The sequence below is a fragment of the Micromonospora sp. NPDC005237 genome, assembly GCF_040607775.1.
Taxonomy (GTDB): Bacteria; Actinomycetota; Actinomycetes; order Mycobacteriales; family Micromonosporaceae; genus Micromonospora.
Window position 1 is genome coordinate 23,823 of sequence record NZ_JBEXHJ010000018.1, and the last position, 24,113, is coordinate 47,935.

General features: G+C 69.6%; 22 protein-coding genes. 6 read left to right on the top strand and 16 right to left on the bottom strand.

The window, feature by feature from the left end:
* Nucleotides 1-23: 23 nt before the first annotated feature.
* Both ABZT87_RS30725 and ABZT87_RS30730 read right to left on the bottom strand, forming a co-directional pair.
* Entirely contained in the window at nucleotides 24-1,460 is a 1,437-nt protein-coding gene (locus ABZT87_RS30725) for an MFS transporter (RefSeq protein WP_355139900.1), read from the bottom strand.
* A gap of 33 nt (nucleotides 1,461-1,493) precedes the next feature.
* Nucleotides 1,494-2,819 carry an FAD-binding monooxygenase gene (locus tag ABZT87_RS30730; protein WP_355139902.1) on the bottom strand — a complete coding sequence of 442 codons (1,326 nt, stop codon included), beginning with the start codon at nucleotides 2,817-2,819 and terminating at the stop codon, nucleotides 1,494-1,496.
* A 218-nt stretch (nucleotides 2,820-3,037) separates the two neighbouring features.
* Here ABZT87_RS30730 and ABZT87_RS30735 point away from each other — a divergent pair, with 218 nt between their 5' ends.
* Nucleotides 3,038-4,198 carry an epoxide hydrolase family protein gene (locus tag ABZT87_RS30735; protein ID WP_355139904.1) on the top strand — a complete coding sequence of 387 codons (1,161 nt, stop codon included), beginning with the start codon at nucleotides 3,038-3,040 and terminating at the stop codon, nucleotides 4,196-4,198.
* Nucleotides 4,199-4,266: 68 nt separating this feature from the next.
* On the opposite strand, the gene ABZT87_RS30740 is transcribed toward ABZT87_RS30735, so the two are convergent.
* From ABZT87_RS30740 to ABZT87_RS30755, 4 genes are all read right to left on the bottom strand, one after another.
* Complete coding sequence (locus tag ABZT87_RS30740) at nucleotides 4,267-4,800, bottom strand: copper resistance CopC family protein (RefSeq protein ID WP_355068975.1); 534 nt, start codon at nucleotides 4,798-4,800, stop codon at nucleotides 4,267-4,269.
* A 2-nt stretch (nucleotides 4,801-4,802) separates the two neighbouring features.
* A complete protein-coding gene (locus ABZT87_RS30745) occupies nucleotides 4,803-5,360 on the bottom strand; it encodes a hypothetical protein (protein WP_354856217.1) in 558 nt (185 codons plus the stop codon).
* A 109-nt stretch (nucleotides 5,361-5,469) separates the two neighbouring features.
* Complete coding sequence (locus ABZT87_RS30750) at nucleotides 5,470-6,585, bottom strand: carboxymuconolactone decarboxylase family protein (RefSeq protein ID WP_355139906.1); 1,116 nt, start codon at nucleotides 6,583-6,585, stop codon at nucleotides 5,470-5,472.
* Nucleotides 6,586-6,712: 127 nt separating this feature from the next.
* Nucleotides 6,713-7,552 (bottom strand): helix-turn-helix transcriptional regulator, encoded by an 840-nt coding sequence (locus ABZT87_RS30755; protein ID WP_355068990.1) that lies wholly within the window; start codon nucleotides 7,550-7,552, stop codon nucleotides 6,713-6,715.
* Between the two features lie 888 nt (nucleotides 7,553-8,440).
* On the opposite strand from ABZT87_RS30755, the gene ABZT87_RS30760 reads away from it, so the two are divergent.
* On the top strand, nucleotides 8,441-9,106 hold the full coding sequence (locus ABZT87_RS30760) for a MerR family transcriptional regulator (RefSeq protein ID WP_354856219.1): 666 nt from the start codon (nucleotides 8,441-8,443) through the stop codon (nucleotides 9,104-9,106).
* 181 nt (nucleotides 9,107-9,287) lie between these two features.
* On the opposite strand, the gene ABZT87_RS30765 is transcribed toward ABZT87_RS30760, so the two are convergent.
* Entirely contained in the window at nucleotides 9,288-9,710 is a 423-nt protein-coding gene (locus ABZT87_RS30765; RefSeq protein ID WP_354856220.1) for an SgcJ/EcaC family oxidoreductase, read from the bottom strand.
* Between the two features lie 248 nt (nucleotides 9,711-9,958).
* Entirely contained in the window at nucleotides 9,959-11,140 is a 1,182-nt protein-coding gene (locus ABZT87_RS30770) for an acyl-CoA dehydrogenase (protein ID WP_355139908.1), read from the bottom strand.
* 248 nt (nucleotides 11,141-11,388) lie between these two features.
* Here ABZT87_RS30770 and ABZT87_RS30775 point away from each other — a divergent pair, with 248 nt between their 5' ends.
* Nucleotides 11,389-12,129: an SDR family oxidoreductase gene (locus ABZT87_RS30775; RefSeq protein ID WP_355139910.1), complete on the top strand. Its 741-nt coding sequence runs from the start codon at nucleotides 11,389-11,391 to the stop codon at nucleotides 12,127-12,129.
* 91 nt (nucleotides 12,130-12,220) lie between these two features.
* On the opposite strand, the gene ABZT87_RS30780 is transcribed toward ABZT87_RS30775, so the two are convergent.
* Nucleotides 12,221-13,459, bottom strand: coding sequence for a cytochrome P450 (locus ABZT87_RS30780; RefSeq protein WP_355139912.1), 1,239 nt, complete (start codon nucleotides 13,457-13,459; stop codon nucleotides 12,221-12,223).
* Nucleotides 13,460-13,694: 235 nt separating this feature from the next.
* Between ABZT87_RS30780 and ABZT87_RS30785 the strand changes: the two genes are divergently transcribed.
* The 3 genes from ABZT87_RS30785 (at nucleotide 13,695) to ABZT87_RS30795 (ending at nucleotide 16,205) form a co-directional block, all read left to right on the top strand.
* On the top strand, nucleotides 13,695-14,453 hold the full coding sequence (locus ABZT87_RS30785) for an LLM class F420-dependent oxidoreductase (protein WP_354856224.1): 759 nt from the start codon (nucleotides 13,695-13,697) through the stop codon (nucleotides 14,451-14,453).
* A gap of 146 nt (nucleotides 14,454-14,599) precedes the next feature.
* Entirely contained in the window at nucleotides 14,600-14,956 is a 357-nt protein-coding gene (locus tag ABZT87_RS30790; protein ID WP_354856225.1) for a YciI family protein, read from the top strand.
* A gap of 16 nt (nucleotides 14,957-14,972) precedes the next feature.
* A complete protein-coding gene (locus tag ABZT87_RS30795; RefSeq protein WP_355139914.1) occupies nucleotides 14,973-16,205 on the top strand; it encodes a sigma-70 family RNA polymerase sigma factor in 1,233 nt (410 codons plus the stop codon).
* Here ABZT87_RS30795 and ABZT87_RS30800 read toward each other — a convergent pair.
* The 7 genes from ABZT87_RS30800 to ABZT87_RS30830 all read right to left on the bottom strand — a co-directional run.
* Nucleotides 16,168-16,989, bottom strand: coding sequence for a PIG-L family deacetylase (locus tag ABZT87_RS30800; RefSeq protein ID WP_355139916.1), 822 nt, complete (start codon nucleotides 16,987-16,989; stop codon nucleotides 16,168-16,170). The two genes, ABZT87_RS30795 and ABZT87_RS30800, sit on opposite strands and share 38 nt — an antisense overlap.
* Nucleotides 16,986-18,263, bottom strand: a complete 1,278-nt coding sequence (locus ABZT87_RS30805) for a glycosyltransferase (protein WP_355139918.1) — start codon at nucleotides 18,261-18,263, stop codon at nucleotides 16,986-16,988. Before ABZT87_RS30805 ends, ABZT87_RS30800 begins: the two co-directional genes overlap by 4 nt.
* Before the next feature lie 48 nt (nucleotides 18,264-18,311).
* Nucleotides 18,312-19,547 (bottom strand): glycosyltransferase, encoded by a 1,236-nt coding sequence (locus tag ABZT87_RS30810; RefSeq protein WP_354856229.1) that lies wholly within the window; start codon nucleotides 19,545-19,547, stop codon nucleotides 18,312-18,314.
* Nucleotides 19,548-19,570: 23 nt separating this feature from the next.
* Nucleotides 19,571-21,343 carry an ABC transporter ATP-binding protein gene (locus ABZT87_RS30815; protein ID WP_355139924.1) on the bottom strand — a complete coding sequence of 591 codons (1,773 nt, stop codon included), beginning with the start codon at nucleotides 21,341-21,343 and terminating at the stop codon, nucleotides 19,571-19,573.
* Nucleotides 21,344-21,348: 5 nt separating this feature from the next.
* Complete coding sequence (locus ABZT87_RS30820) at nucleotides 21,349-23,169, bottom strand: ABC transporter ATP-binding protein (RefSeq protein WP_354856230.1); 1,821 nt, start codon at nucleotides 23,167-23,169, stop codon at nucleotides 21,349-21,351.
* 285 nt (nucleotides 23,170-23,454) lie between these two features.
* Nucleotides 23,455-23,814, bottom strand: coding sequence for a VOC family protein (locus tag ABZT87_RS30825; RefSeq protein ID WP_355139920.1), 360 nt, complete (start codon nucleotides 23,812-23,814; stop codon nucleotides 23,455-23,457).
* A gap of 134 nt (nucleotides 23,815-23,948) precedes the next feature.
* Nucleotides 23,949-24,113 (bottom strand): non-reducing end alpha-L-arabinofuranosidase family hydrolase (locus ABZT87_RS30830; RefSeq protein WP_355139926.1); only part of this gene is annotated, 165 nt, incomplete at its 5' end.

A 24,113-nucleotide genomic window follows, 5' to 3' on the forward strand; every position in this document is an offset into this window, starting at 1 on the left:
CGATGGCGTCCGGGACAGCTCGGTCAGTGCCGGGGGACGGTCGCGAGTTCGGCGGGGGCGACCTGCCGGCGTCCGCCCAGCAGGGCGACGGCGATGACGAGCCCGAGGGCGGTGAAGATCGCGCAGGTGATGAACGCGGGGCGGAAGCCCGCCGCGGGCCCGGCGTCGGCCGAGAAGGAGACGAGCACGGTCGACACGATGGCGATCCCCAGACCGCCGCCGATCTGCTGGGAAGCGGTGTTCATCCCCGACGCGAGGCCGAGATCGGTCTCGGCGACGCCGGCGAGAGCAGCCGCCGAGGCCGCTACCGTGCCGAGCCCCAGGCCGGTGCCGAAGACGAACAGCCCGATGAACAGCCCGACGGACGAGCCACCGGCCGCCACCGCCTGCGCCAGCAGCAGGCTGCCGGCACCGAGCAGAACGAGGCAGATCGCCGCCACCGGCCGGAAGCCGTACCGCGTGATGAACGACTGCCCGGCGTACGAACCGACCAACGCCATCAGTGGCATGATCGACTGCCGGATGCCGGACTCCAGCGGGGTGTCCCCGAGCGGGCCCTGGGTGTACTGGGCGATCGCCAGCGACATCCCGAAGGCACACATGATCATGGTGACCATGACCAGGTTGCCGCCGACCAGAGACGCCGAGCGCAGCAGCCGCAGCGGCAGCAGGGGCACGCTGGACCGGGCCTCGATGGCGACGAACACCAGGGCCAGCACGATCGCGGCGGCGGCGGTGCTCAGGGTCTGGACGCTGAGCCAGCCCTCCGCCGGCGCGGTCACGAGGGCGTAGATCACGAGCACCAGCGCCGCGGTGCTCGTCACGGCGCCCGCGACGTCGTACGTGCGCGTGGCGTTCAGGTCCCGGCTCTCGCGCAGCAGGACCGGGATCAGGGCCAGCATCAGAAGCGCCACCGGCACGTTGACGAAGAAGACGGCGGGCCAGCCGAAGCTGCTGGTGAGCCAGCCGCCGATGAGCAGACCCACGGTCGCGCCGACACCGGCGATGCCGGCCCAGCCGGCCAGGGCGAGATGCCGCTCGCGGCCCTCCGGGAACATGCTGGTGAGGATCGAGAGCGCGGTCGGCGCCATCAGAGCCGCCGAGAGGCCGTGCACGGCCCGGGCGGCGATCAGCACCTCGCCGTTCCACGCGAAGCCCGAGGCCAGCGAGACCAGCAGGAACAGCACCGTGCCGGCGAAGAACATCCGGCGACGCCCGAGCAGGTCGGCGGCTCGGCCACCGAGCAGCAGCAGGCCACCGAAGGTGACAAGGTTGGCGCTGAGCACCCACTGGGCCGCGCTGGGCGCCAGTCGCAGGTCGGCGCCGATCGTCGGCAGCGCCAGGATGACGATCTGCGTGTCGAGGATGACCATGAAGTTCGCGGTGCACAGCAGGACGAGCGCCCACCATCGGCGCGAGTCCGGCGGCGCTGCGGTGCCGGCGAGCTGAGCTGTGTCCATGTCGCTGTCCTTCGTCTCGATGGCTGAAGCGGGTCAGCGCCGCGAGCGCAGCACGCGGGAGATGATCGCGGGGCGCATGAGAGCCTGCGGCGGGTCGATGAGGCCCGCGGAGCGCAGGAAGGCAGTCGTCAGCACGCCGTCGTGAGCCGCTGCCGCCTGCAGGCGGGGGATGTACAGATTGCCCATCCGCACCTTCGCCGTCCGTCGGCCCACGACACCGGGGAAGCCGAGGTCGGCTCCGGCTGACATGTCCCAGGGCGCGTCGATGAGCCGGGACAGGTCGCGGAAGAAGGCCCGCGGCGCCGGCGGACCGGAGAGCACGTGTTCACCAAGCAATCGGGCGGACATCGCCGCCACCGTCATGCCCTGGCCGTAGACGGGGTTGAAGACGCACGCGGCGTCGCCGAGGACGATCAGCCCATCCGGCGTCCGCGCCAGCCGATCGTAGCGTCGACGGATGCTCGCCGGGAACCGGAAAGAAGCCGCCGGCCCCATCGGCTCGGCGTCGCGGACCGCCTTGTAGATCTCCGGTACGGGCAGGGACTGCACGTACGCCAGGAAGCCCTCGTGGTCGGTCGGCGGCCGGTCGCCCAGGATGCCGGTCAGCGAGACGGCGTACCGGTCGGGCATCCGGGCGAAGATCGCGCCGCGCGGCTGCGCCGGGGTGGCGACCGGGAGCAGCGCGATGTCCTCGCCGATCGGGTCGAACGACAGCGGGCCGTGAAAGTCCATAGTGGTGTACGTCAGGTCCATCTTCACCCGTTCCTCCGGCACCCGCTGGTAGCCCAGCTCCTCCAGCCAGAGCGGCGTCCGCGAGCCGCGTCCGGTGGTGTCGACGACCAGATCGGCGTCGAGGACCTCCTCGGGTGCGCCCGGTGCCCGTCCCTGCACGCGGACGCCGGCTATCCGCTGCCGGTCCGGCGACGCGACCAGACCCACGATGTCGGTGCGCTCTCGATAGGTGACGTTGCCGAGGGCCCGAACCCGGGCCCGTACGCGCGACTCGAGCAGCGGCCGACCACTTGCGACGCAGACCAGCCCGGTCTCGGCCTTACGGATCATCTGGCCGTTGAAGTACCAGCTGAGGCTGGTGCCGAAGTCGCCGATCGGCACCCCGCCGGCCACCAGCTCGTCGGTGAAACCCGGGAACAGCTCCTCCAGGATCTGCTGGCCGCGGGCGAGCAGAGCGTGGATGTGGTGGCCCTGTGGCGCCGCCTGGCGGGGCTCCACCGGCCCGAAGAGGTCGTCGCGGTCGACGACGGTGACCCTCTCGCAGGCCGGGGACAGCACCCGGGCCGCCAGTGATCCGGCGACGCTGCCGCCGAGGACCACCGCATGCGCAATCAGCGGAACGCCCATTACCGTCAGCCTCCTGGATTGGGATAAGAATCAATTGTTGCCAGTTATGGTATCGACCGGAAGCGCCATTTCTTCTTCCAGAATGCTCTGTCCGGAAAGGGATTCTGGAAGCCTTTCCGGCCCACCTTCGCATCGCTAACATGGTCCGCGGGCGCCGCCGCGATGTCTCTTGTCGCGAGGAATGGCGTTCCGTTCCCTCATCGAGTGAGGATTGCCGCATGAAACCGTTCCGGATCGACATTCCGCAAGCCGCCGTGGACGACCTGCGCCGCCGTCTCGCCGACACGCGCTGGCCTGCCGACTCGCCCGCCGAGGACTGGAGCCGGGGCGTACCGGCGGCCTACCTGCGCGAATTGGTGGAGTACTGGCGAACCGGTTACGACTGGCGTGCCGCCGAGACCCGGCTCAACTCCTTCCCGCAGTTCACCACCGAGGTCGGCGGCACCACCGTGCACTTCCTGCACGTGCGCTCCCCCGAGCCGGACGCCACCCCGATGATCATCACGCACGGCTGGCCCGGTTCCTTCGCCGAGTTCACCGACATCATCGGGCCGCTCACCGATCCGCGCGCGCACGGTGGCGACCCCGCGACCGCCTGCCACTTGGTCATTCCCACCATTCCCGGTTTCGGGTTCTCCGGGCCCCCCAGCGGTCCGGGCTGGACCATGCCGCGGGTCGCCGCCGCCTGGGCCGAGCTGATGGCCGGCCTGGGCTACGAGCGGTACGTCGTCCAGGGCGGCGACTTCGGCGCCTGGATCAGCCTGGTGTTGGCGGGCCTCGATCACGAGCACGTCATCGGCGCGCACGTGAACTTCCTGCCGACGCCACCCTCGGGCGACCCCGCCGACCTGGCCGGGCTGACCGAGGTCGAGGGGGGACGGCTGGGGCTGTTGATGAACTACGTCGACGACCAGTCCGGGTACATGAAGATCCAGGCCACCCGGCCGCAGACGCTGGCGTACGCCCTGAACGACTCGCCGGTGGGCCAGCTCGCCTGGATCGTCGAGAAGCTGCACGAGTGGAGCGACTCGACCAAGGCCCCCGAAGAGGCGATCGACCGCGACCGGATCCTCACCAACGTGATGCTGTACTGGCTGACCGGCGCCGGCGCGTCGTCGGCCCACTTCTACTACGACAACGCCGAGCTGCTGCCCATCGCCAAGACTCCCCCGCCGCCTCCCCCGCCCCTGCCGGTGCCCCTGGGCGTGGCGATCTTCCCCCGCGACCCCGGCCAGCCGGTCCGGCGCTTCGCCGAGCGTGGCTTCCCGAACATCGTGCAGTGGACCGAGTTCGAGCGGGGTGGCCACTTCGCCGCCATGGAGCAGCCGGACCTGCTGGTCGGTGACCTGCGCTCGTTCGTCGCGGCCCTGCGGAGCTGAGCCGCACGGTGAAGGGCCCCGGATGTCTCGGCATCCGGGGCCCTTCACCGTGCGGCTCGTCAAGGGCGCTACCGCGGAGGTACGCGGCGTGGCGCTGGTCGGCGGACGAGCAGGATCGCCAGGACGACGACCGTGACGAGATTGACCAGGAGCAGTACCGCGCTGAGACCGTCGACGCCGTGCTCGTGCCCCGCGTCGGCGTCGGCGGCCGTGGCGCCGGACGCCTGCGTGCCGACGGCGAAGCGGATGACGCCGCTGGTCTGTCCGCCAGCGACGCCGATGACGTGGTAGACGACCGTGTATGTGCCGTTGGCCTCGATCCGGACGGGCACCCGCAGGATGTCGCCCGGCCCGGCGGTCACGGCACCGGAGTCCACCCGCCGCCCCGCGCTGTCGACGACCGAGAGGTGCGACAGCGCGGGGTCGGCGGCCGCCGACAGGTTCAGTCGTGCCTCGCCCGGCGCCGTCGTCAGGCTCTGCGCGTCGGCGGGCGAGCTGCCCATCAGGCGTACCGCCGGCGCGCGGTCGGTGACCGCGACGAGCAAACCCAGTGGCAGCAGGACCAGCACGGCGGCGATGAGCAGGCGGGTCCGACGGGACACGGTCAGGCCGCTACGACGCTCGGGTGCGGCTGCGTCTGCACGCAGTTGCAGCGCGTCTGCTCCAGTTCCCGATCGTTCGGGCGCAGGTGCAGATACATCCCGATGATCATCGGCAGGAACACGACCGAGTTGTAGAACAGGTGCAGTTCGACCCGCGGGTAGATCAGTTGCAGGACGCTGGTCGGCACCGCCGCGCCGAAGAAGTTGGTGTGCAGCTGCGCCTGCAACAGCAGCAGGAAGTGCTCGATGTGGTGCCAGAACTGGATCACCAGGGCGACCGTCCACCAGGTCCGAGCCCGGCCGACGAAGCCGGGGCGGAGCAGGAACAGGCCGACCAACATGACCAGCGCGTACCCGTAGTGCATCCATTCCGAGGTCACCAGCCACGGGAGGAACTGCCCGAGCACACCGCGTGCCTGGGGACGGGCCCAGCCGAGCACCCAGATCTGGTAAGCCTGGACCAGGTGTTCGGCCCAGTGCGCGAGCGTGATCACCAGGAAGCCACCGAGCGCTGCCCGGTGATAGGCATGGTTGAGTGTGCGAACCGGTGCGACAACCATTCGGTTCTCCTATTCCGTGGGGTTCGATTCACGCGCCGCATCGCCACAGCACGGGGCCAACGAGAAACGACACTGGTTCCCACCGGCGTTGGCTCTTCGTACGCGCCTTTCACGACTCGCGAGGCACGACAGCGCCATTGTCACGCCGCGGGCGTCCGCCGTTCTTCTCCTCGTGTGCGCTCTGCCGGACCCCGATCCGACGGGCTGCGGCGAAGCTGGCCCAGGCGGCCACGTCGACCAGCGTGGCGTCCGCCGGATGGTGGCGGCGGAAATCCTCGACGACCTCGGGGCCGACCCGGTAGGAGGCGAACGCGGTGAGCAGCGCGAGACGTGCCGCCGCCCGCTGCGGTGCGGTCAGCGGCTCGATCAGCTCCTCGCACCAGCGGGTGCTGAGGCCGGCGTCCTCCCCGGCCCACCCGTCGAGCCGGGTCACCACGAGGCTGCGGACCGCGGGGTCGAGCGAGCGCTCGCCGGCGACCTCGAAGACGCGGTAGGAGCGCGCCATCGCGTCTGCGATGCGTGGGCTGCCCGAGGCCCAGCTGACGTCCGAGGTCGGCGGCGCGGCGTCGAGCAGGCGGGTGGCTCGGCCGGCGAGGTGCTGTCCTCGGAGGGTGGGCCGGAGCACCCGGCCGAGCCCCTGATTGAGCCGGCGCCGCGCGCGTGGGCCGAGGCCCTGCGGCAGCAGCGAGTTGGCAAGGAAGACGTTGACCACGCGGCTCAGGTAATGGAAGCCCACCACGACCCCGACCAGCTCCGCTCGCTCCACTTCGGACACTTCGGCTGGCAGGGGCGGCCCGTCGGCACGGTGTGCGCCGCGGGCCCATTGCACGAAGCGCCGTATTCGGATGTCGGCGATCTCGTCAGGCCGGTCCGCGGCGATCGCCTCGGCGTCGCGCTCGTCGGAGAGTTCGAAGAGGCCCGCCACGTGCAGATCGGCGCAGTAGGGACAGGTGTTGGCCACCGACACCGTTGCCGCGACCGCTTCCTTGACAGCGCGGTCCACCACTCCGGCCGGCAACAGCGGCTCCCGGGTGAGGGTCCAGTAGGCGGCCAGGACATCGTCGGACGGCGAGTGCAACAACGCCGGTGGCACCACGATCTGGAATTCCTCGGCGACCTGGCGATACACCGCCGCGACGAGTCCACGCGCCGTCGCGGCGGGCACGACGGTCAGGAACCTGACGTGCTTCTGAGCGACCGAGGAAGCAACCCGTCTCGCGACCATCAGAACCTCCCGCGTCAGATCCCCCGATTGCTCCCGCTGTTTGCGGGCCCGCCGGTGACCACACGCCTCGCGCATCGGCACACCCACGGCCGGACTCGGCCGCCTCCTGCCCTGCGGGGTGACGTCCTCAGGCGGCCGCGCCCACCCGGTCCCGCACCGCGGTACTGCCGTGCTGGGCCTGGCTCAGCGCGTACTTGCGCGCGTCGAGCAGGGCGAGCAGCACCGGCGGATCCAGTGCGCTGCTGCGCCGCAGCACCATGTTCGCGGTGACCTTCGAGTCGGCGCGGACCGTGAGCGGGCCGTACGTCGCCACCGACACGGCACGATCGGCCACGTCGGCGCGCTGCTCGGCACCGTCCGGATCGGCCGACACCGACTGGGCCAACAGGTACCACGAGCCCAGGGGAACCGCGTCGAAGTGGACCCAGCCGGGTTGCTGCAGAACGGCGCACCGCGCCGGACGTCCTTCCGGGATACGGCCGCTGAACAGACCGACGAAAATAAGCGGGTGGTCATCGTCCTCGGCGAGACGGACCTGGCACGACACCTGGCCGCTCGGCGATCGGCCGGAGCGCCACTCGAAGTGCGGGTGGATAGACTGCGTGTAGCCGGCGTGTCGACGGAACGCGGTGGGCGACATACCGACGCTGCGGCTGAACCGCCAACTGAACGTACCGACGCTGTTGTAACCCACGCGGACGCTGATGTCCGCGACGTTCATCGATGTGGTGATGAGCAGGTCCTTCGCCCGCTGCAGGCGCAGCGCCGAGAGGAAGCGGGCCGGCGACACACCGGTCACCCGCCGGAAGATGCGAGTGAAGTGGAATTTGCTGAACATTGCAGCACGGGCCATGTCATCGACAGTCAACTGTTCACCCATGCGGTCGTGCATCGCTGCGACTGCCCGCAGCACCGCCTGCTCAGAAACGTCTTTCATGGCACTCCCCCAGGTGCTGTTCCGCTGCATCATTCAACTCGTGGCAGTCAGATATGTGCGCGCCCACCTGACAATTGAATATAAAAGCCGGAACAGTGCGGTCAATTACGTCGAATGATCTCTCGACTTATCGCAACACTATCGGACGGCACGTCGGCAATCAACCCTGGGTGAGCGCGCGACGCAATCGTGGAGAAGCAGCGGGTATTGGCGCTACTGGATATGGATAGCGTGAATCACCGATATATGCACACCTCGTGGCCGAAGCGGTCCAGGTCGGCCGGGCGGCCTTGATCCGTCGGCGCATGACTGGAATTGATCACCATTGGCACTGCTCGGAGTGCACGCAGCCGGTCGTGGCGGATTGGCGGTGACGGACTCTGGACGGCGTGCCAGCAGGTCGGGCCGGCCTCCTGCCGTCATCGGCCGCCCCTGCGACGATACCCGCCGGTAACACCGGCCAGATACGTGATCAGCATGCCGGCGGGGCCTCAGATACGTGTCTCAGCCAGGGCTTTCATGGTGGACAGTTCTATTTGTGCGGTCAACCGCGACAACGGGCGTGGCTCGCGGAACGCGGGTCACGCCGATCCGTTCACCGGCCACTGACGGGCATGATTGGGAGGCCAGCTCTGGTTACTAACAGTGTTTGTGTGGTAATTAAGGGTTGCCGAAGTATGTCCGAGTCTCCTAGTCTCCTATCGGACGGCGCAACCATCAGCCACCTCGATTGCGCATCCGGCACCACCCGGAAGGAGCCGATCACCCGTGCTTCTCGGTCCACACCAGCCCAGGACAGCCACGACGACCTCCGCCGGCAGCGACGCCGCAACGACAGCGTTATTTCCGCGGCGCAGCCACAGCTAGCACGAGCGGTCGCGATCCACGGGCCTGAAACGTTGATCACCGGGAGCCACGATGCGAATATCTGACCTGAGTCGGCAGTCCGGGGTGCCGGTCGGGACGATCAAGTTCTACCTGCGCGAACGCCTGCTCCCACCCGGCGAACCCACGGGACGCAACCAGGCACTTTACAATAAGAATCACCTACGACGCCTTCGGCTGATCAAGATATTCACCTCCATCGGTGAACTCGACCTCACGTCGGTACGGCGGCTCCTGATCGCCGCCGAGGACGAGCACCTGTCGTCGATCGAGCTGTTCGAGGTGCTCAACCAGGTGTCGATGGCGGGCAAGGACACCGCCGCCGAGGAGGACGAGAGCCTCGATCTCGCCCGTGCCGACGCGAACCGCATCATCGAGTCGTCCGGCTGGCAGGTCAACCCGGACGCCGCCGCCCGCTCACACCTCACCCTCGCGCTCGCCGCGATGCGGCGCCTGGGCTGCGACTGCGATCCGGACTTTCTCGACGTCTACCGGGAGGCAGCGGACCGGCTCGCCCGGCACGAGGTCGGTCGGATCGCGAACGACCGCACCGCGCGCATCGAGGCCCTCGCGCGCAACGTCCTGCTACACCAGGCGTTCGCGGCAATGCGCCAGCTCGGGCAGCAGCATCACCTGTCCCGCCGATTCGGCCTCGTGCCGGCGAACCAGGGGACGGCCGACGACGGCGACCGCGCCTGACACCCGAAGCCGAGGCGCCGAGGCACACGGGTCGACCGGACCGGGACGGGCCGCGGGCGGGCTGACGCGCCCGGCCATTCGGCACGGTCGCCCGCGGCAGAGCCAGGTGACTGTGCCGGTGACGCCCGGCGAAGCTGACGCGTGAGGGCCGGCCAGCTGGCCGGCCCTCAGAACGTGCTACTCAGGCTGGGTCACGCGGGCAGTTCTGGTAGACCGAGAGCACCCAGGCGTCGTCCCGCTTGACGAGGATCCACGAGGCCCGGATGGCGTCCGCGGAGGCCAGGTCGGTGCTCCCGGCCGCGATCACCCCTCCGACGGTCAACAACGCGACCGCGCCGGGCCCAAGGGGCTTGACGTCGATCGGCTTCCCGGTGACGGTCGTGCCGGCGTACACGCCCTGGTAGGCATCCGCCATGTAGTCGCGAATGGCCGTGCGGCCCTTCACGTACACGCCCGGCAGGATGAGCGTGCCGTCCTCGGCGAACAGGTCGGCGAAGGCGTCGGCGTCATGGGCCGCCCAGGCCTTCACCATCCGGGCCGACACGGCGCCGATCGCCGCCTGGTCCGATCCGTCCAGGACCGGAGCTTGTGTGTTGGTGGTCATCTGCTACCCACTTCCGTCGGCCGTCCATCGATGGCAACTGATGACCATCGTGGCCGGAGCCGCGCCGTCCTGGCGTCTTCCAGCGTGCGCCGGGTCGGCAGGGCGCAACGTCCGAGAAATGCCGGCCGCCTGGTCCCGCCGGCGATGGAAGTCGGTGCCGGCTCGGAGCGGGTCGCCGGACGCATCCGTGTACGCGCGCGCGGATGCCCACCGACGTATCGGTGGACATCCGCGAGCTGGTGGACCGATCAGATGAAGAACGTGTTGGGCTCCAGGCCGCACAGCACCCGGCCGTAGAGCTCCATCGTGGTCGTCGGCAGATGCAGAGCGTGCAGGGTGACCGCGCGGACGTCGCGCCGGATCCGCTGGATCGGCTCCCGCGTGTAGATCGACGATGCGCCACACGCGCCGGCCAGGATGTCGACCGCCTCGGCGGTCAGCTGCGGCACACGACCCGCCACGGCCCTGGCGTACGCGCGGTCGCGGACCGTCCACGGCTCCCGCGTCAGACCGCGCTCGTCCACCAACGTGGCGAGCCTGCGCGCGTGCCCCTCGGCCTCGTCGATCTTGAGGGCGGCGTCGGCCGCCTGCAGATGCGTGATCGGCGCGTCCGCCTGGCGCTCGTAGTTGGTGTTGGAGATGGGGCGTTCGTTGATCCGGGCGTAGAACTGCTCCTCGGCAGCACGCGCCATGCCGATCATCTTGCCGGAGGTAGACGCCGCGACCGCCGCGACCAGCGGCGACTGGAACATCGGCAGGTCCCGGTTGCGCTCGGACGCGTACTCGCCGGCGGTGAACGCGGCGATCCGCATGATGTTGGCGCCGGGCACGAAGACGTCCTCCGCGACGGCCCTGACGCTGCCGGTCCCGGAGAGCGCGGACACGTGCCAGTCGTCCACGATGCGCAGCGCACTCATCGGCACCACTGCCATCACCGGCTCGGGCTCGCCCTCGGACGGGATGAGCAGGGTGGAGAGCAGCTTCCACCCGCTGTGCGCGGCGCCACTGTTGAACGCCCACTCACCGTTGACCACGATGCCGCCGTCCTTGGCGACTCCGGTGCCGTTGAGCGCCAGCGTCCCACTGATCCGGGCGTCTGGGTCGGCGAAGATCTCGTCCTGCACCTCGTCCGGGAACAGGCCGACGTTCCACGAGGTGATCCACCAGGCGGCGACGTCGAACGCCGCGGCGCCGTCGCCGCGACCCAGCTCGATGCCGACGTCCAGCAGGGTGTGGGCGTCCACCTCGTACCCGCCGAAGCGCGCCGCGGTACGCATGCGGAAGATTCCGGCGGCCGTCATCGCCTCGACACTCTCGTCGGCGAGCCGGCGGTTCTCCTCCTGCCACAACGAATTCTTCCGGAGCACCGGGACAATGTCGGCCGCCCTCTTCGTCAGATCGGTTCGGTGTGACGTCTCGGTTGTCTGCACGGGGTCTCCTCCTGGTACGGCCCCATCGTGCCCCCGCGGGGAAGCGGATGGCGCAAACGGGCGGCTGCATGAAGCGCTGAAGGTCGTTGCCGGGAATTCAGGAAGTCACGTTAACCCCTGGGCGTCGGCCGGAAAAGACACATCAGAGCGTCGCGCGGAACCGCGCATTCTGAAAGAAGATCGGGCTCGACCAGGATCGTAGTTTTACGGTGACCAATTGACCGACGGCATCATGAATGGTGGACGAGATGAGTTACTGGTCCGATCGGAAGGTGCTCGTGGTCGGCGCGAGCCGTGGCCTCGGCCGTGGGGTGACCGAGGCGTTCCTGGCGGCTGGCGCGACGGTGACCGCCCTGTCGCGGGATACCGCACCGCTGGCCGCCCTGGCCGACGCGCACGGCAACCTGAGCCTGGTCGACGCGGACGCAACCGACCCGGCCAGCCTCGACGTCCTCCGCCGGAACCCGCCGGACGTCCTCGCCCTGGTGGCCGGCGCCTCACCCGAGCTGCGTCCGCTGACCGAGCAGACCTGGGAGTCGTTCTCCACCCCCTGGAACACCGACGTGCGCATCGCGTTCCTCTGGCTGCGTCAGGTGTTGCGGCAGCCCCTGGCGCCCGGCAGCCGGGTCATCGTGACCAGCAGCGGCGCCGCGTTGAAGGGCTCCGTGCTCAGCGGCGGCTACGCCGGAGGCAAAGCGACAGTACGCTTCCTCGCCGACTACGCGGCCCAGGAGGCCGCACGTGCCGGACTGGACATCACGTTCCACACGGTGCTGCCGCAGCTCACTCCGGAAACCGGCCTCGGCCGGGCGGCGGTCGACGCGTACGCCGAGCGCGCCGGCGTCCCGCCCGAGACGTTCGTCGAGCCCATGCGCCCGGTGCTGACGCCGGAGGCGGCGGGTGCGGCCTTCCTGCGGCTCGGCGGCGACCCGACCCCGCCCGGCACCGTGCACCTGCTGTCCGGCGCCGGCCTGACGCGACTGCCCTGAGCCCGCGCCAGACCGTCTCAGAGAAACCCAGGACGTACGCATGGCGGTGGCCACCACGATGGTGGCCACCGCCATGACGGTCGGCACGGGCTCAGGCGACCGCGGGGACCGCGGCGGTGAGGTACATCGGCACGCGGTCGTAGCCGTTCATGATGAACGAGCCCTGCGGGGGCAGTTCCTCGCGCGGCACGGCCAGGGTCAGGTCGGGAAAGCGCTCGAAGAGGGCCGGCAGCGCCACCATCGACTGCATCGTGGCCAGCGGCCGCCCCAGGCAGTAGTGCTCGCCGTGCCCGAAGGACAGGTTCGTCTTGTCCGGGCGGGTGATGTCGAAGTCGTTGGCGGTGTCGCCGTGCAGCGCCGGGTCCCGGCCGATCCCGGCGTACGCGATGAGGACCAGGTCGCCCTTGGCGATGTGGACGCCGGCGACGTCGATGTCCTCCTTCGCGTAGCGGAAGGGCAGCTGGGCGACGGCGGCGTCCTTACGGACCGCCTCGTCGAAGGCGTCCATCCAGGTGTACTGCCCGGTGCGGATCAGCTCCAGCTGGTCGCGGTGGGTGCTCAGGTCGATGATGCAGTGGGCCAGCACGTTGCTCAACGTCTCCGATCCCGCGCCGAGCAGGACGTGCAGGCTACCGATCAGCTCCTCGTTGGAGAGCGTCTCGCCGTCCTCGTTCGCGGCGATCAGGACGCTGGTCAGGTCGTCTCCCGGGTCCTGACGGCGGCGGGCGGCGAGCTTGGACATGGCGTCGTGCCACTGGTCGAGGTTCGCCGCGGCCATCTCGCCGGTGTGGTTGGTCAGGCTGTTCTGCTTGGTGCCCTTGAGCGCTTCCTCCCGCACCTCCTCCGGCACGCCGAAGAGGTCGCAGATGAGCGTGGCGGTCAGTGCGTACGTGAACTGCCCCTTGATGTCGACCGTCTCGCCCGGCCGCGTGCTGGCCTCCATGTCGTCCAGCAGCCGCTGCACGATCGACTCGACGCGGGGTCGGGCCTTCTCGACCTCGCGCGGCGTGAAGGCGTGCGACACCAGCTTGCGCAGCCGGTCGTGGTCGGCGCCGTCACGAACGGTCAGGTTGTCCATCGCCACCCAGGTGATGAGCTCCCAGTCGTGCGGCACCTCGCCGCGCACGAACGGGGGCCAGTCCTCCTTCGCGTTCTTGGAGAGCTGGTCACCGGCGAGCAGCTTCCTGCCATCGTCGTACGACGTGACGCACCAGGCGTGGTAGCCACCGGGAACCTCGACGAGGGTGACCGGGCCCTCGGCGCGGATCCGGGCAGCTTCGGCATGAATGTCACGCCCCTCAGGATCGAGCATGATCGGGCATTTACCCATCGCGGGCCTCCATGGTTCGGTGCACGGCACCGGGCAGGGATCCGGTGGTGCGAAGAGCGGTATCTGCCGCTGAACCTAATGACCTCCCCGGCTCCATATTTCTTCTCGATTGCCGAGCGCGGAAATCCACTCCGCGTGTGCCTTCATGACGTCGGAACAGCAATTGTGAAGAGGTTTTGCGGGGCCGTGGCGGGCATCCTCGACTCGATAACGCGTAAATCCAGAGGAGACGGTCATGGCTCGATTCAAGGTCGGGGTGCTCTTCAAGCCGCAGCACTGCGAGATGGCTCAGCTACGCGAGGGTTGGCGTGCGGCGGACGAGCTCGGTGTGGACACCGTCTGGACCTGGGACCACTTCTATCCGCTCTACGGCGACCCGGACGGCGCGAACTACGAGTGCTGGACCACGCTGGCCGCGCTCGCCGCCGACACCCGGCGCGTCCGGTTCGGCTCGCTGGTGACGTGCAACAGCTACCGCAACCCCAACCTGCTCGCGGCCATGGCGGGCACGGTCGACCAGATCAGCGACGGTCGCCTGATCCTGGGCCTGGGCGCCGGTTGGTTCGAGCGGGACTACACCGAGTTCGGCTACCGGTTCGGCGGCGCCGGCGAACGGCTGCGGGCGCTGGAGGACGGCGTGCGGACCGTACGGTCCCGCCTGGCCGCGCTGGTCCCGTCGGCAGCACGGGTGCCACTGCTGATCGGCGGCGGCGGTGAGAAGGTGACCCTGCGCATCGTGGCCCGGTACGCGGACATGTGGAACGACTTCGGTTCGGCGGAGCGCTTCGCCCACAAGAGCGCCGTCCTCGACCGCTGGTGCGCCGAGCTGGGCCGCGACCCCGCCGAGATCGAGCGCACCACGATGATCGAGACGGCGGAGGTGGACGAGGTCGACGCCTACCTCAAGGCCGGCGCCACCCACGTCATCCTCGGCCTGGACACCCCGTTCGACCTCGAACCCCTGGACCGCCTGCTCGCACACGCGAGGGACTGAACACGTCAGCCCACCGGTCGCCGCGGGGCACGTACCGGGCCAGCGAGGCCCAGATTTTCGGCGCTGCTGTCGATCTACCGCCCGCGCGACCCGTCGTAATGTAGAGGCCACCACCGAGGGGGCCGGCACACGACGGGACATGAGAGATGGCCAAGTACATGATCCTCATCTACGGCGACGCCCAGCAGTGGGACGCGATGACCGACGAGCAGTGGAAGGCGCACGACGCGGCGCACGAGGCGTTCGTCGCCAAGGCCGGCACGCAGATCATCGACGGTCAGCAGCTGGAGCTGGCGCCCACGGCCACCACGCTGCGCTCGGACTCGGTGGGTCAGATCCAGACGACCGACGGCCCGTTCCTGGAGACCAAGGAGGCACTCGGCGGCTACTACCTGATCGAGGCGACCGACCTGGACGAGGTTCTGTCGATGGCGACGCTGCTTCCCGAGGTGCACGCTTCGCACAGCGGTGTGGAGATCCGCCCGGTGGTCGACCACGGCTGACGTGGCCGACCCACGGATGAAAGACGAGGTTGTCGCGGCGGTCGCCCAGGCGCACCGCCGCGACTGGGCCCAGGTGTTCAGCACCACGGCCCATCTGACCCGGGACCTCGACCTCGCCGAGGAGTGCACGCAGGACGCGTTCGCACAGGCTCTGGAGACCTGGACGGAGACCGGTATCCCCGACCGACCGGGCGCCTGGTTGACCACCATCGCGCGCAACCGGGCCCGCGACGTCCTGCGCCGCGAATCGGTGTTCCGTCGCAAGATGCCGCTGCTCGTCGCCGACGAGACCACGCCGGGGCCCGAGGACGGCCTGGTCGACGACCGGCTGCGCCTCATCTTCACCTGCTCGCACCCCGCCCTGGCCCGGGAGGCACAGGTCGCCCTGACCCTGCGCCTGGTCTGCGGGCTGTCCACACCCGAGGTGGCCCGCGCGTTCCTGGTGCAGCCGGCGACGATGGCAGCCCGGATCACCCGGGCCAAGAAGAAGATCGCTGCGGCCCGCATCCCGTACCGGGTGCCGGGCCCGGACCAGCTCGAGGAGCGGGTGAGCGCCGTCCTGGAGGTCGTCCATCTGATCTTCACCACCGGGCACACGGCGCCGCTCGGCGCCCACCTGGTTCGCCAGGATCTGGTGGACAGCGCGATCAGCCTGGCCCGCATGCTGCATCTGCTCATGCCGACCAACGCCGAGATCAGCGCGCTTCTCGCGCTGCTGCTGCTCAACGCCTCGCGCCAGGACACCCGAATGTCCGCGGACGGGCGCCTGGTGCTGCTGTCCGAGCAGGATCGCTCCCGCTGGGACCGGCAGCTCATCGCCGAGGGCCGGTCGTTGGTGACCGACGCGCTGCGCCGCCGGCCACCGACGCGGTACGCCCTGGAGGCCGCGATAGCCGCCCTGCACGCCGAGGCGGCGAGCTGGCGGGACACCGACTGGGCCCAGATCGTCGCGCTCTACGACGCCCTGTTCCGGCTCTGGCCCTCGCCCGTGGTGGATCTCAACCGGGCCGTCGCGATCGGGCTCCGCGACGGCCCCCGGGCCGGCCTCGACGCGCTGAATCCCCTGCTCGCCAATCCGGCCCTGGCCACGTACGGGTACCTCAGTGCCGCCCGGGCCGACTTCCTGCGCCAACTGGGGCAGTGGTCGCAGGCCCGGACGGCCTACGAGGAGGCGCTGACCCGCACCGACAACGACGTCGAGCGCGCGTTCCTCAATGAGCGCCTGACCGAAGTCCAGCGGAATCTGTGAGTGCCAGCACCTCGCGGACGGTCTCGTAGAAACCGTCGACACCGTGGAGGTCGCGGCGGTTCGCGCAGTCCTCGGCGTACTGCTCGCTCATGGTCTGGCCGCCGCTCTCCAGCATCGCGATCTGGCTCGCGTAGGCGCCGACCGCGCGAAGTTTGCGGGCCCACTGGCTGTCACTGATCGCGACGGCCACCGGCTCCGACACGCGTACGCCCGCCGGCAGCGCGGGCACGACGTTGACTCCCGGCCACGCGAGGTAGGGGAAGTCGTCCCAGAGCGACAGCGGCGAGTCGGTCCTGGCGACCGCGGCGAGGACGGCGTCGCGGGTGCGCCGGTGGTCGACGTGATTGCCGACCGCCGCGCACGTGACGACCCGGTCGACGGAGAACTCACCGATCACCCGCTCGATGTCGGCGGCTACGGCGGCGACCAGATCGTCCTCGTCGTCGGCATGGTGGTCCATCGGGTTCTCGTCGTCGATCACCCAGCCGCCCTGCGCGTTCCTGCGGTAGATCGCGTCGAGGAACGGGCCGCACAGATACGGCGGGTCGACGCCGAGCGTGGCGAGGGCCGCGACGTTCTCGTCGCGCCGCGCCGCCACGGGATCACCGACGATCGCCCACTGGTCGTGGAAGGTGGTCGCGATCGGCGAGTACGGCGGCGCGGGACTCCCGGCGAACACCGTGTAGACGACGACGTGTTCGCCAGCGTCGGCCAACTGGACGAGGTGGCCGCCGTAGGACAGCACCGCGTCGTCGAGATGCGGCGACACCACCAGGGTTGTCATGCGGCTCTCCCTTCGAAGTGGGGTTCCTGCGAATGTGCGGTCGGCAGCATCGGGTCGGCGTACGAGATCGTCCGGCGGCCGATCCGGCCGGCCTCCGCGAGGATCTGCATTCCCCAGGTGTCCCAGACGCCGGCCATCCGCGAGGTGATGACGACCGTGCCGGCACTGTCGTCGCTCAGCGGCGTGGACAGCCCAAGAGCGTGGTAACCGCTGTGGTCCCCCGAACGCACGGCCCGGTCGAGGAGTTCGTGATCGAAGTCGACGAGGGTCGCGCCGGTCACCGACGCGGGCAGCTCGCCGCCGCACCCGATGATGGTGACCGCCTCATCGTCGGGCACATCCGCCAGGGCGTCGGCTATCTCGGCTGAGACGCTCAGGCCCCGCGCCCGCTGCTGCCAGTCGAGGAGCTCCAGGTACGTCGGCTCCCACTGCCAGAACTCCCCCTTCTCCACCATCACGGCCAGACCCATCTCGATCGCGGGCTCGGGGAACTTGCTCAGGAACAGCCGCATGTTGGCGAACAGCTCGTCGAAATTGGCCTTGTGGTCGCGGTCGTGCGGCGCGACAACCGCCCACGCATCCGCCGCGAGCTCGATCGTCAGGCCGGCGCGGTGCAGCCGGAAACCCAGCTCCATGTCCTCGCCACCCCAGCCCTGGAATCGCTCCTCGAAGGCGCCGACGCGGCGGAAGTCGTCCATCCGGATCGAACAGTTTCCGGTCCAGAAGGCCTTCCAGGGGATCGACCGTTTCCTCAGGTCCATGCCGCAGCCGGCGAAGTAGGGCTGGCGCACGTCCTGGAACTCCGGTAGGTGGCGGTAGCGCTCCACCACCAACTCGGGCGACAGCTGCGCGAGGAGCTCGTCCACCCCCACCATCGGCGAATCGGGGTTGTAGCCGTAGCTGGGCCCCACCACCGCCCGCCGCGACTCGCCGCCCTCGTGGGCGGCCAGGTGCGCGGCGAGGAACTCCGGGCCCACCATCGACCCGGTGTCGAGAATGACCAGCAGCCCGCCGACCGCCATCCGGGCCGCGCCGTTGCGCGCGGACGCGACCCGGAACCCGCGGTCCTCCTGATGGAAGTACGTGATGTGCAACAGGTCGGCGTAGGACCGCACGACGTCGGCGGTGTGATCGGTCGAACCGTCATCGCCGACGATCACCTCGAAATCGTCGGTGGGAATCGTCTGCCGGGCGAGCTGCCGAAGGGTCTCCGACAGCAGGTCAGCTGAGTTGTAGGTCGCGATGATGACGGATACCCGCCGCCGGTGGCCCATGGTGCTCCTTCGCATGGTCGGTCCAGCTCTTCGAACTGGCCTACGGGTTCACGAGGTTGCCGGGCCGGCGTACGAGATGGTGCGCCGGCCGATCCGGTCGGCCTCGGCCAGGATCTCCGCACCCCAGGTGCCCCAGAGGCCGGCCATCCGGGAGGTGATGACGACCGTGTCGACGCTGTCGTCGGCCAGCAGCGTGTGCAGCCCGACGGCGTGGTAGCCGCTGTGGTCCCCCGAACGCACGGCACGGTCGAGGAGCTGGTCGTCGAAGTCGACGAGGATCGCGCTGGTCACCGTCGCGGGCAGCTCGGCGCCGCATCCGATGATGGCGACCGACTCGTCGGCCGGCACGTCCGCCAGGGCCCTGGCGATCTCGTCGGAGACGCTCAGGCCGCCGGTCTGCTGCCGCCAGTCCAGAAGCTCCCGGTACGTCTGCTCCCAGGCCCAGAACTCCCCCTTGTCGAGCATCACGCCCAAGCCCATCTCGACCACGGGCTCCGGGAACTTGCTCAGAAACATCCGCATGTTCGCGAAGAGCGCGTCGTAGTTCGCCTTGTGATCGCGGTCGTGCGGCGCCACCACGACCCAGGCGTCGGGCGCGATCTCGATCGTCAGACCGGCCCGTTGCAGCCGAAGCGCCAACTCCATGTCCTCGCCGCCCCAGCCCTCGAACTTCTCCTCGAAGCCGCCGACCCGGCGGAAGTCGTCGGTCCGCACAGAGGAGTTCAAGGTCCAGAATGCCTGCCAGGCCACCAGTCGCCGGCTCAGGTCCATCTCGCAGTCGGCGAAGTAGGACTGGCGGATGTCCTGGAAGTCGGGTAGGTCGCGGAACTGCTCCACCGCCGTCTCCGGGGACATCTGCGCGAGAAGCTCGTCCACCCCCGCCATCGGCACCTCGGGGTTGTAGCCGTAGCTGAGGCCGATCACCGCCCGCCGCGACTCGCCGCCCTCGTGGGCGGCCAGGTGCGCGGCGAGGAACTCCGGGCCGACCATCGAGCCGGTGTCGAGAGTGATCAGCAGCGAGCCGACGGCGAGCCGGGCGGCGGCGTTGCGCGCGGCGGCGGCACGGAATCCCCGGTCCTCCTGAAAGACGTACTTGACCTGGAGGGTGCCGGCGAAGGACCGCACCACCTCGGCGGTGTGATCGGTCGAACCGTCATCGCCGACGATCACCTCGAACTCGTTGGTGGGAATCGTCTGCCGGACGAGGTAACGCAGTGTGTCGGCCAGCAGGTCGGCCGAGTTGTAGGTCGCGATGATGACGGATACCCGGATCCGATGGCCCATTTCTCTCTCCCTCGTGTGGTCGGTCAGCTGTAGGCCTTGGCCTGGATGGCGAACATCTCGGCGTAGGAGCCGCCGGCGCGCATCAGGGTGTCGTGGTCTCCGACCTCGAGCAGTTGCCCGTCGCCGACCACGATGATCTTGTCTGCCATCCGTGCCGTGGAGAAGCGATGCGAGATCAACACCGTGATCGCCCCGGTCCGCGCGCTGGTGCGCCTCGCGTGTTCGGCGTAGCGCTCGAACAGCTCGTGTTCGGCCTGCGGGTCGAGGGCCGACGTGGGTTCGTCGAGCAGCAGCAGCATCGGGTTGTCCCGCATGAGCGCCCGACCCAGGGCGAGCTTCTGCCACTGCCCGCCGGACAACTCGGCGCCATCGGCGTACGACGTGCCGAGCTGGGTGGACAACCCGTCCGGCAGGGCGCGCAGGACGTCGGTGGAATGTGCCTTCACCAACGCGTCGTTGACCGCGGCCTCGTCCGACACCCGCGCCACGTCACCGACACCGACCGCCTCGAGCGCCCGGATCTCGTACCGCACGAAGTCCTGGAAGCCGGCGGCCATCCGCTCGCGCCACCGCTCGACGGGCAGCCGTCGCAGGTCGACACCGTCGACGAGGATCCGGCCGGCCGTGGGCTGGTAGAAGCCGCACAGCAGCTTGACCAGGGTCGTCTTGCCGGCGCCGTTCTCACCGACGATCGCCACCGTGCTGCCGGCGGCCAGCGTCAGGTTGACATCGCGCAGCGTCGGCCGTTCGGCGCTCGGGTAGCTGAAGCTCACGTTCTCGAAGGCGATCCCGGTGACCAGCCGGTCCGGGACGGGCTGGTCGGCCAGGGACCCGGCGCCGGCGACCGCGTCGCGCAACCGATCCAGCCGTAGATAGGTGTTGGCGAGACGTTGCAGTTGTTGCAGCTGCGTGACGGCGCCGGTCACCTGCTGGTTGACCTGGGTGGCCAGCACGATGACCAGGACCACCTCGCCGACGCTCTGCTGCCCGACTATCGCGTTGCGCACGACGAGCAACACCGCTCCGACGTACGCGAGGCCGAAGACGACCTGACCCGCCGCGCGTAGCGCCATGGCCTTGAGGTGCGCGCCGTAGAGACCACGGGTGGCGGTTCGCCACAGGCTCGCGTACCGCTGCCGGAGTTCCTTCTCCACGCCGAACACCCGCAGCTCGCCGGCGTAGCGGGCGGTGGTCGTGGCCTGGAAGAGGTTGAGCGCGACACGGGTCGGCTCGGCGACCGCCGTCTTGGCCCGCTCCAGGGCGCTCTCCGCCAGCCGACCGGTGAACAACGGCACGGCCGCGGCCACCGGGAGCAACAGCAGCAACGGGCTCTGCCACGCCAGGATCGCCGCGCCCAGGACGACCGCCAGCACCATCGTCGCCGCCTGGAACAGCGACTCCATGCTGCTGCGGAACTGCCCGCTGTCCTGGACCAGGACGGTGAGCTCGTCGGCCTGTTCGGGGCGCTCGTGATGGCCGATCCCCTCAGATCCGTTGGAGACCGCCAGCAACTCCCGGTGCAGGTCCAGCTCGATCAGTTCGGACAGCTCGAAGTACGCGACCATGGCGAACTGGCCGGAGGACTGCGCCAGGATGGCGAGCAGGGCCACCACCGCGCCCAACACGGCGGCCTCGGTCGCGTCCCCGCCGATGACCGCGTCGGTCATCATGCCGAGCGCGACGGCGAGCAGGGCGGCCGACGCGGCCAGGGCCAGCATGAGGAAGGTGGCGACCACGGTCTTGCGCGCGTCGGTCCGCCATGCCGCGGACAGCAGCTTGCCGACGCCGGAGAACATCTCCCTCACAGCAGCACCTCGTCCCGGTCCGAGTCGGTGTTGTCGGCGAAGCGGTTGGCCTGCAACCTGAACAGCTCGGCGTAGCGCCCGTTGCGGGCCAGCAGCTGGTCGTGTGAGCCCTCCTCGCTGACCCGGCCGTCGTGCAGCACCACGATCTTGTCGGCGTGCCGGACCGTCGAGAAACGATGGGAGATGAGCAGCGTGGTGGCACCCTGGGTGAGCGCCGCGAACTGATCGAAGAACTGCGCCTCGGCGCGTACGTCGAGGCTCGCTGTCGGTTCGTCGAGCACGACGACCGACGCGCCGTGGCGCAGCGCGAACAAGGCCCGCGCCAGCGCCAGCCGCTGCCACTGGCCGCCCGACAGCTCGGCGCCGCCGGTGACATGCGCGGCCAGCGGCGTGTCCAGGCCGCGGGGCAGCGAGTTCAGCACGTCGGTCAGGCCCATCGCGGCCACGGCCTCCCGGACGCCGTCCCGATCGTCCGCCGAGCCCACCGCGCCGAACGCCACGTTGTCCGCGGCGGAGAACTCGTAGCGCAGATAGTCCTGGAAGATCACGGCGAGCCGGGCCCGCCACTGCGACAGCTCGAACGTGCGGATGTCGACCCCGTCGAGACGTACGGCGCCGCGGTCGGGCTCGTAGAGCCGTGCGAGCAGCTTCACCAGGGTGGTCTTGCCCGCGCCGTTGAGCCCGACGATCGCGGTGCAGCTGCCGACCGGGATTCGCAGGTCCAGGCCGTCGAGCACCGGCCGGTCCTGACCGGGATAGTGGAACGACACGTCGTCGAAGTGGATCTCACTGACCGGCTCGGGTGCCGGGCTCCCGGAGCCGGTCGGCTCCAGCACGGTGTACCGGTCGATGTGATCGGAGAACCGTCGCACCGCCCGGTGGGTCTCGGTGCCGATCGCGGTCTCCAGGTCGGCTTCCGGGTAGAACACCGACAGCCGGATGGCGCCCAGTGCCGCCTGCATGATCAGGACGAACTCCGTAAGCGTCAGCGTGCTGATCGCGGTGGCGCCGATCGTCGCGAAGATCGCTCCGCAGGCGAGCAGGCTGAACCCGGTGGACCACACACCGGGCCACAGGTAGACGCGCCGCCGCGCCGCCCACAGCGGTGTGAACCACGCGCGGTAGGACGAGCGCATCTCGCCGTCCATCCAGTTCGCCAGCCCGAAGACCCGGATCTCCTTGCCCGCCGGCGCCTGCACGGCTAGGTTGCGGACGTACTCCACCTTGTTCTGCTGGGGCATGAGGCTGAAGCGGGCGTGGGCGTAGCGGCGCAGGCCGCCGCGCTGCACGTTGCGGAACCACAGCACGGTCACGGCCACCGCCAGGGCCGCCCACCAGGAATAGACGACGCCGATGATGGCCGTGTAGCCGACCAGTTGGCCGTACCGCGCGATCAGCGCGAGAGTGCCGGCGCAGGCGCTGCCCGGCCCCCACATCTGCAGGCCGTGTTCCAGCTCGCGGGCGGCGTAGCGCAGGTCGGCGAGGACGGACTGGTCCTCCATCGGCCCGACCCCGGTGCTGCGCGTGGACGCCCGCATCACGTCGTCCACCACGGTGCCGTCGATCCGCCGCGCCAGCAGCTCGCCCAGCGAGAGCTGGGCCGGAGCCAACACCTGTTGCAACACGAAGATGCCGGCCGCCGCCGCGAAGACCGGCACCAGCTCCCGCCAGGCCGTCGAATCGAGGCCGCCGTCCACCGCCCCCGGCACCTTGCCGAGCACCACGCTGGACGTGATGACGAACGCGATGGGCAGCGCGGCGAGGAGCAGGTTGAGCAGGAGGAGCGCGCCGAGGAGGCCGAAGCCCGCTCTGGGCATCAGGCGGAGGATGCTCGCACGCGCGGATATCAGTCCCCACAGGCTGCTGCGCATGGTCATCGATCTCCCTACTCGACCGCCGGTGCTGTCACTGCTCCGACGAACGTCGAGCGGTCGAGATCGACACGAGGGCCGAATTCCCTCGCGGAAGATGGTCGGATCGCACCGACCCGGCAACAACGCGGCAATGTGGGAGAAGAGCTCGCGGCATGTCGATCCGTCGCCCTCTGCGCCCCGGCAGAGTTCAGCGGGCCGGATCCCCGCGCGGCGGCACCCCGCGGTCGGTCAGACGTCGGCCTCGATGGCGAAGGTGTTGCCGTCCGGGTCCTGGAACCACGCGATACGACCACCGCCGGCCCGCTCGGTGATCCCCTTCGAGTCGTGTTCGATCTGCTCGTAGCGGGCGAACTCGACGCCGGACGTGGTCAGCTCGTCGACGATCTCGTCGATGTCGTCGACGTACCACGTCGCCAGCGTCGCCTGGGTCTTCCCGGCGGTGACCGACTGGTACACGTTGAGGGCCGGAGCGCCACCGGAGGCGTAGATGCGGCTGCCGTCGGCGATGGTGGCGCTGGGCGCGGACCACAACGCCACCAGGCCCAGCTTGCCTTCGTAGAACGCGACGGCCCTCGCGATGTCGGACACGGCGACCGATGTTCTCAGGTGGTGTGCATTCAATGGCATGACCCACCCTGGCACGGACGGGCGGCCCTGGCACGCGACGCGGGGCGGGCTCGGCGTGGTGCCGAGCCCGCCCCGGGTCGTCAGGTGGTGGAGGGTCAGCGTTGCAGGGTGAGTAGGCCGGGGCGGTAGGGCAGGAGGCCGTAGTCGCCGCCGGAGTTGGGGGATCGGCCTTGGTAGAGGAGTTGGAGGTTGCAGGGGTCGATGGTGAAGGTTTGGTCGGCGGTGGTGCGGATCAGTTCGCCGTGGCTGATGTCGTTGGT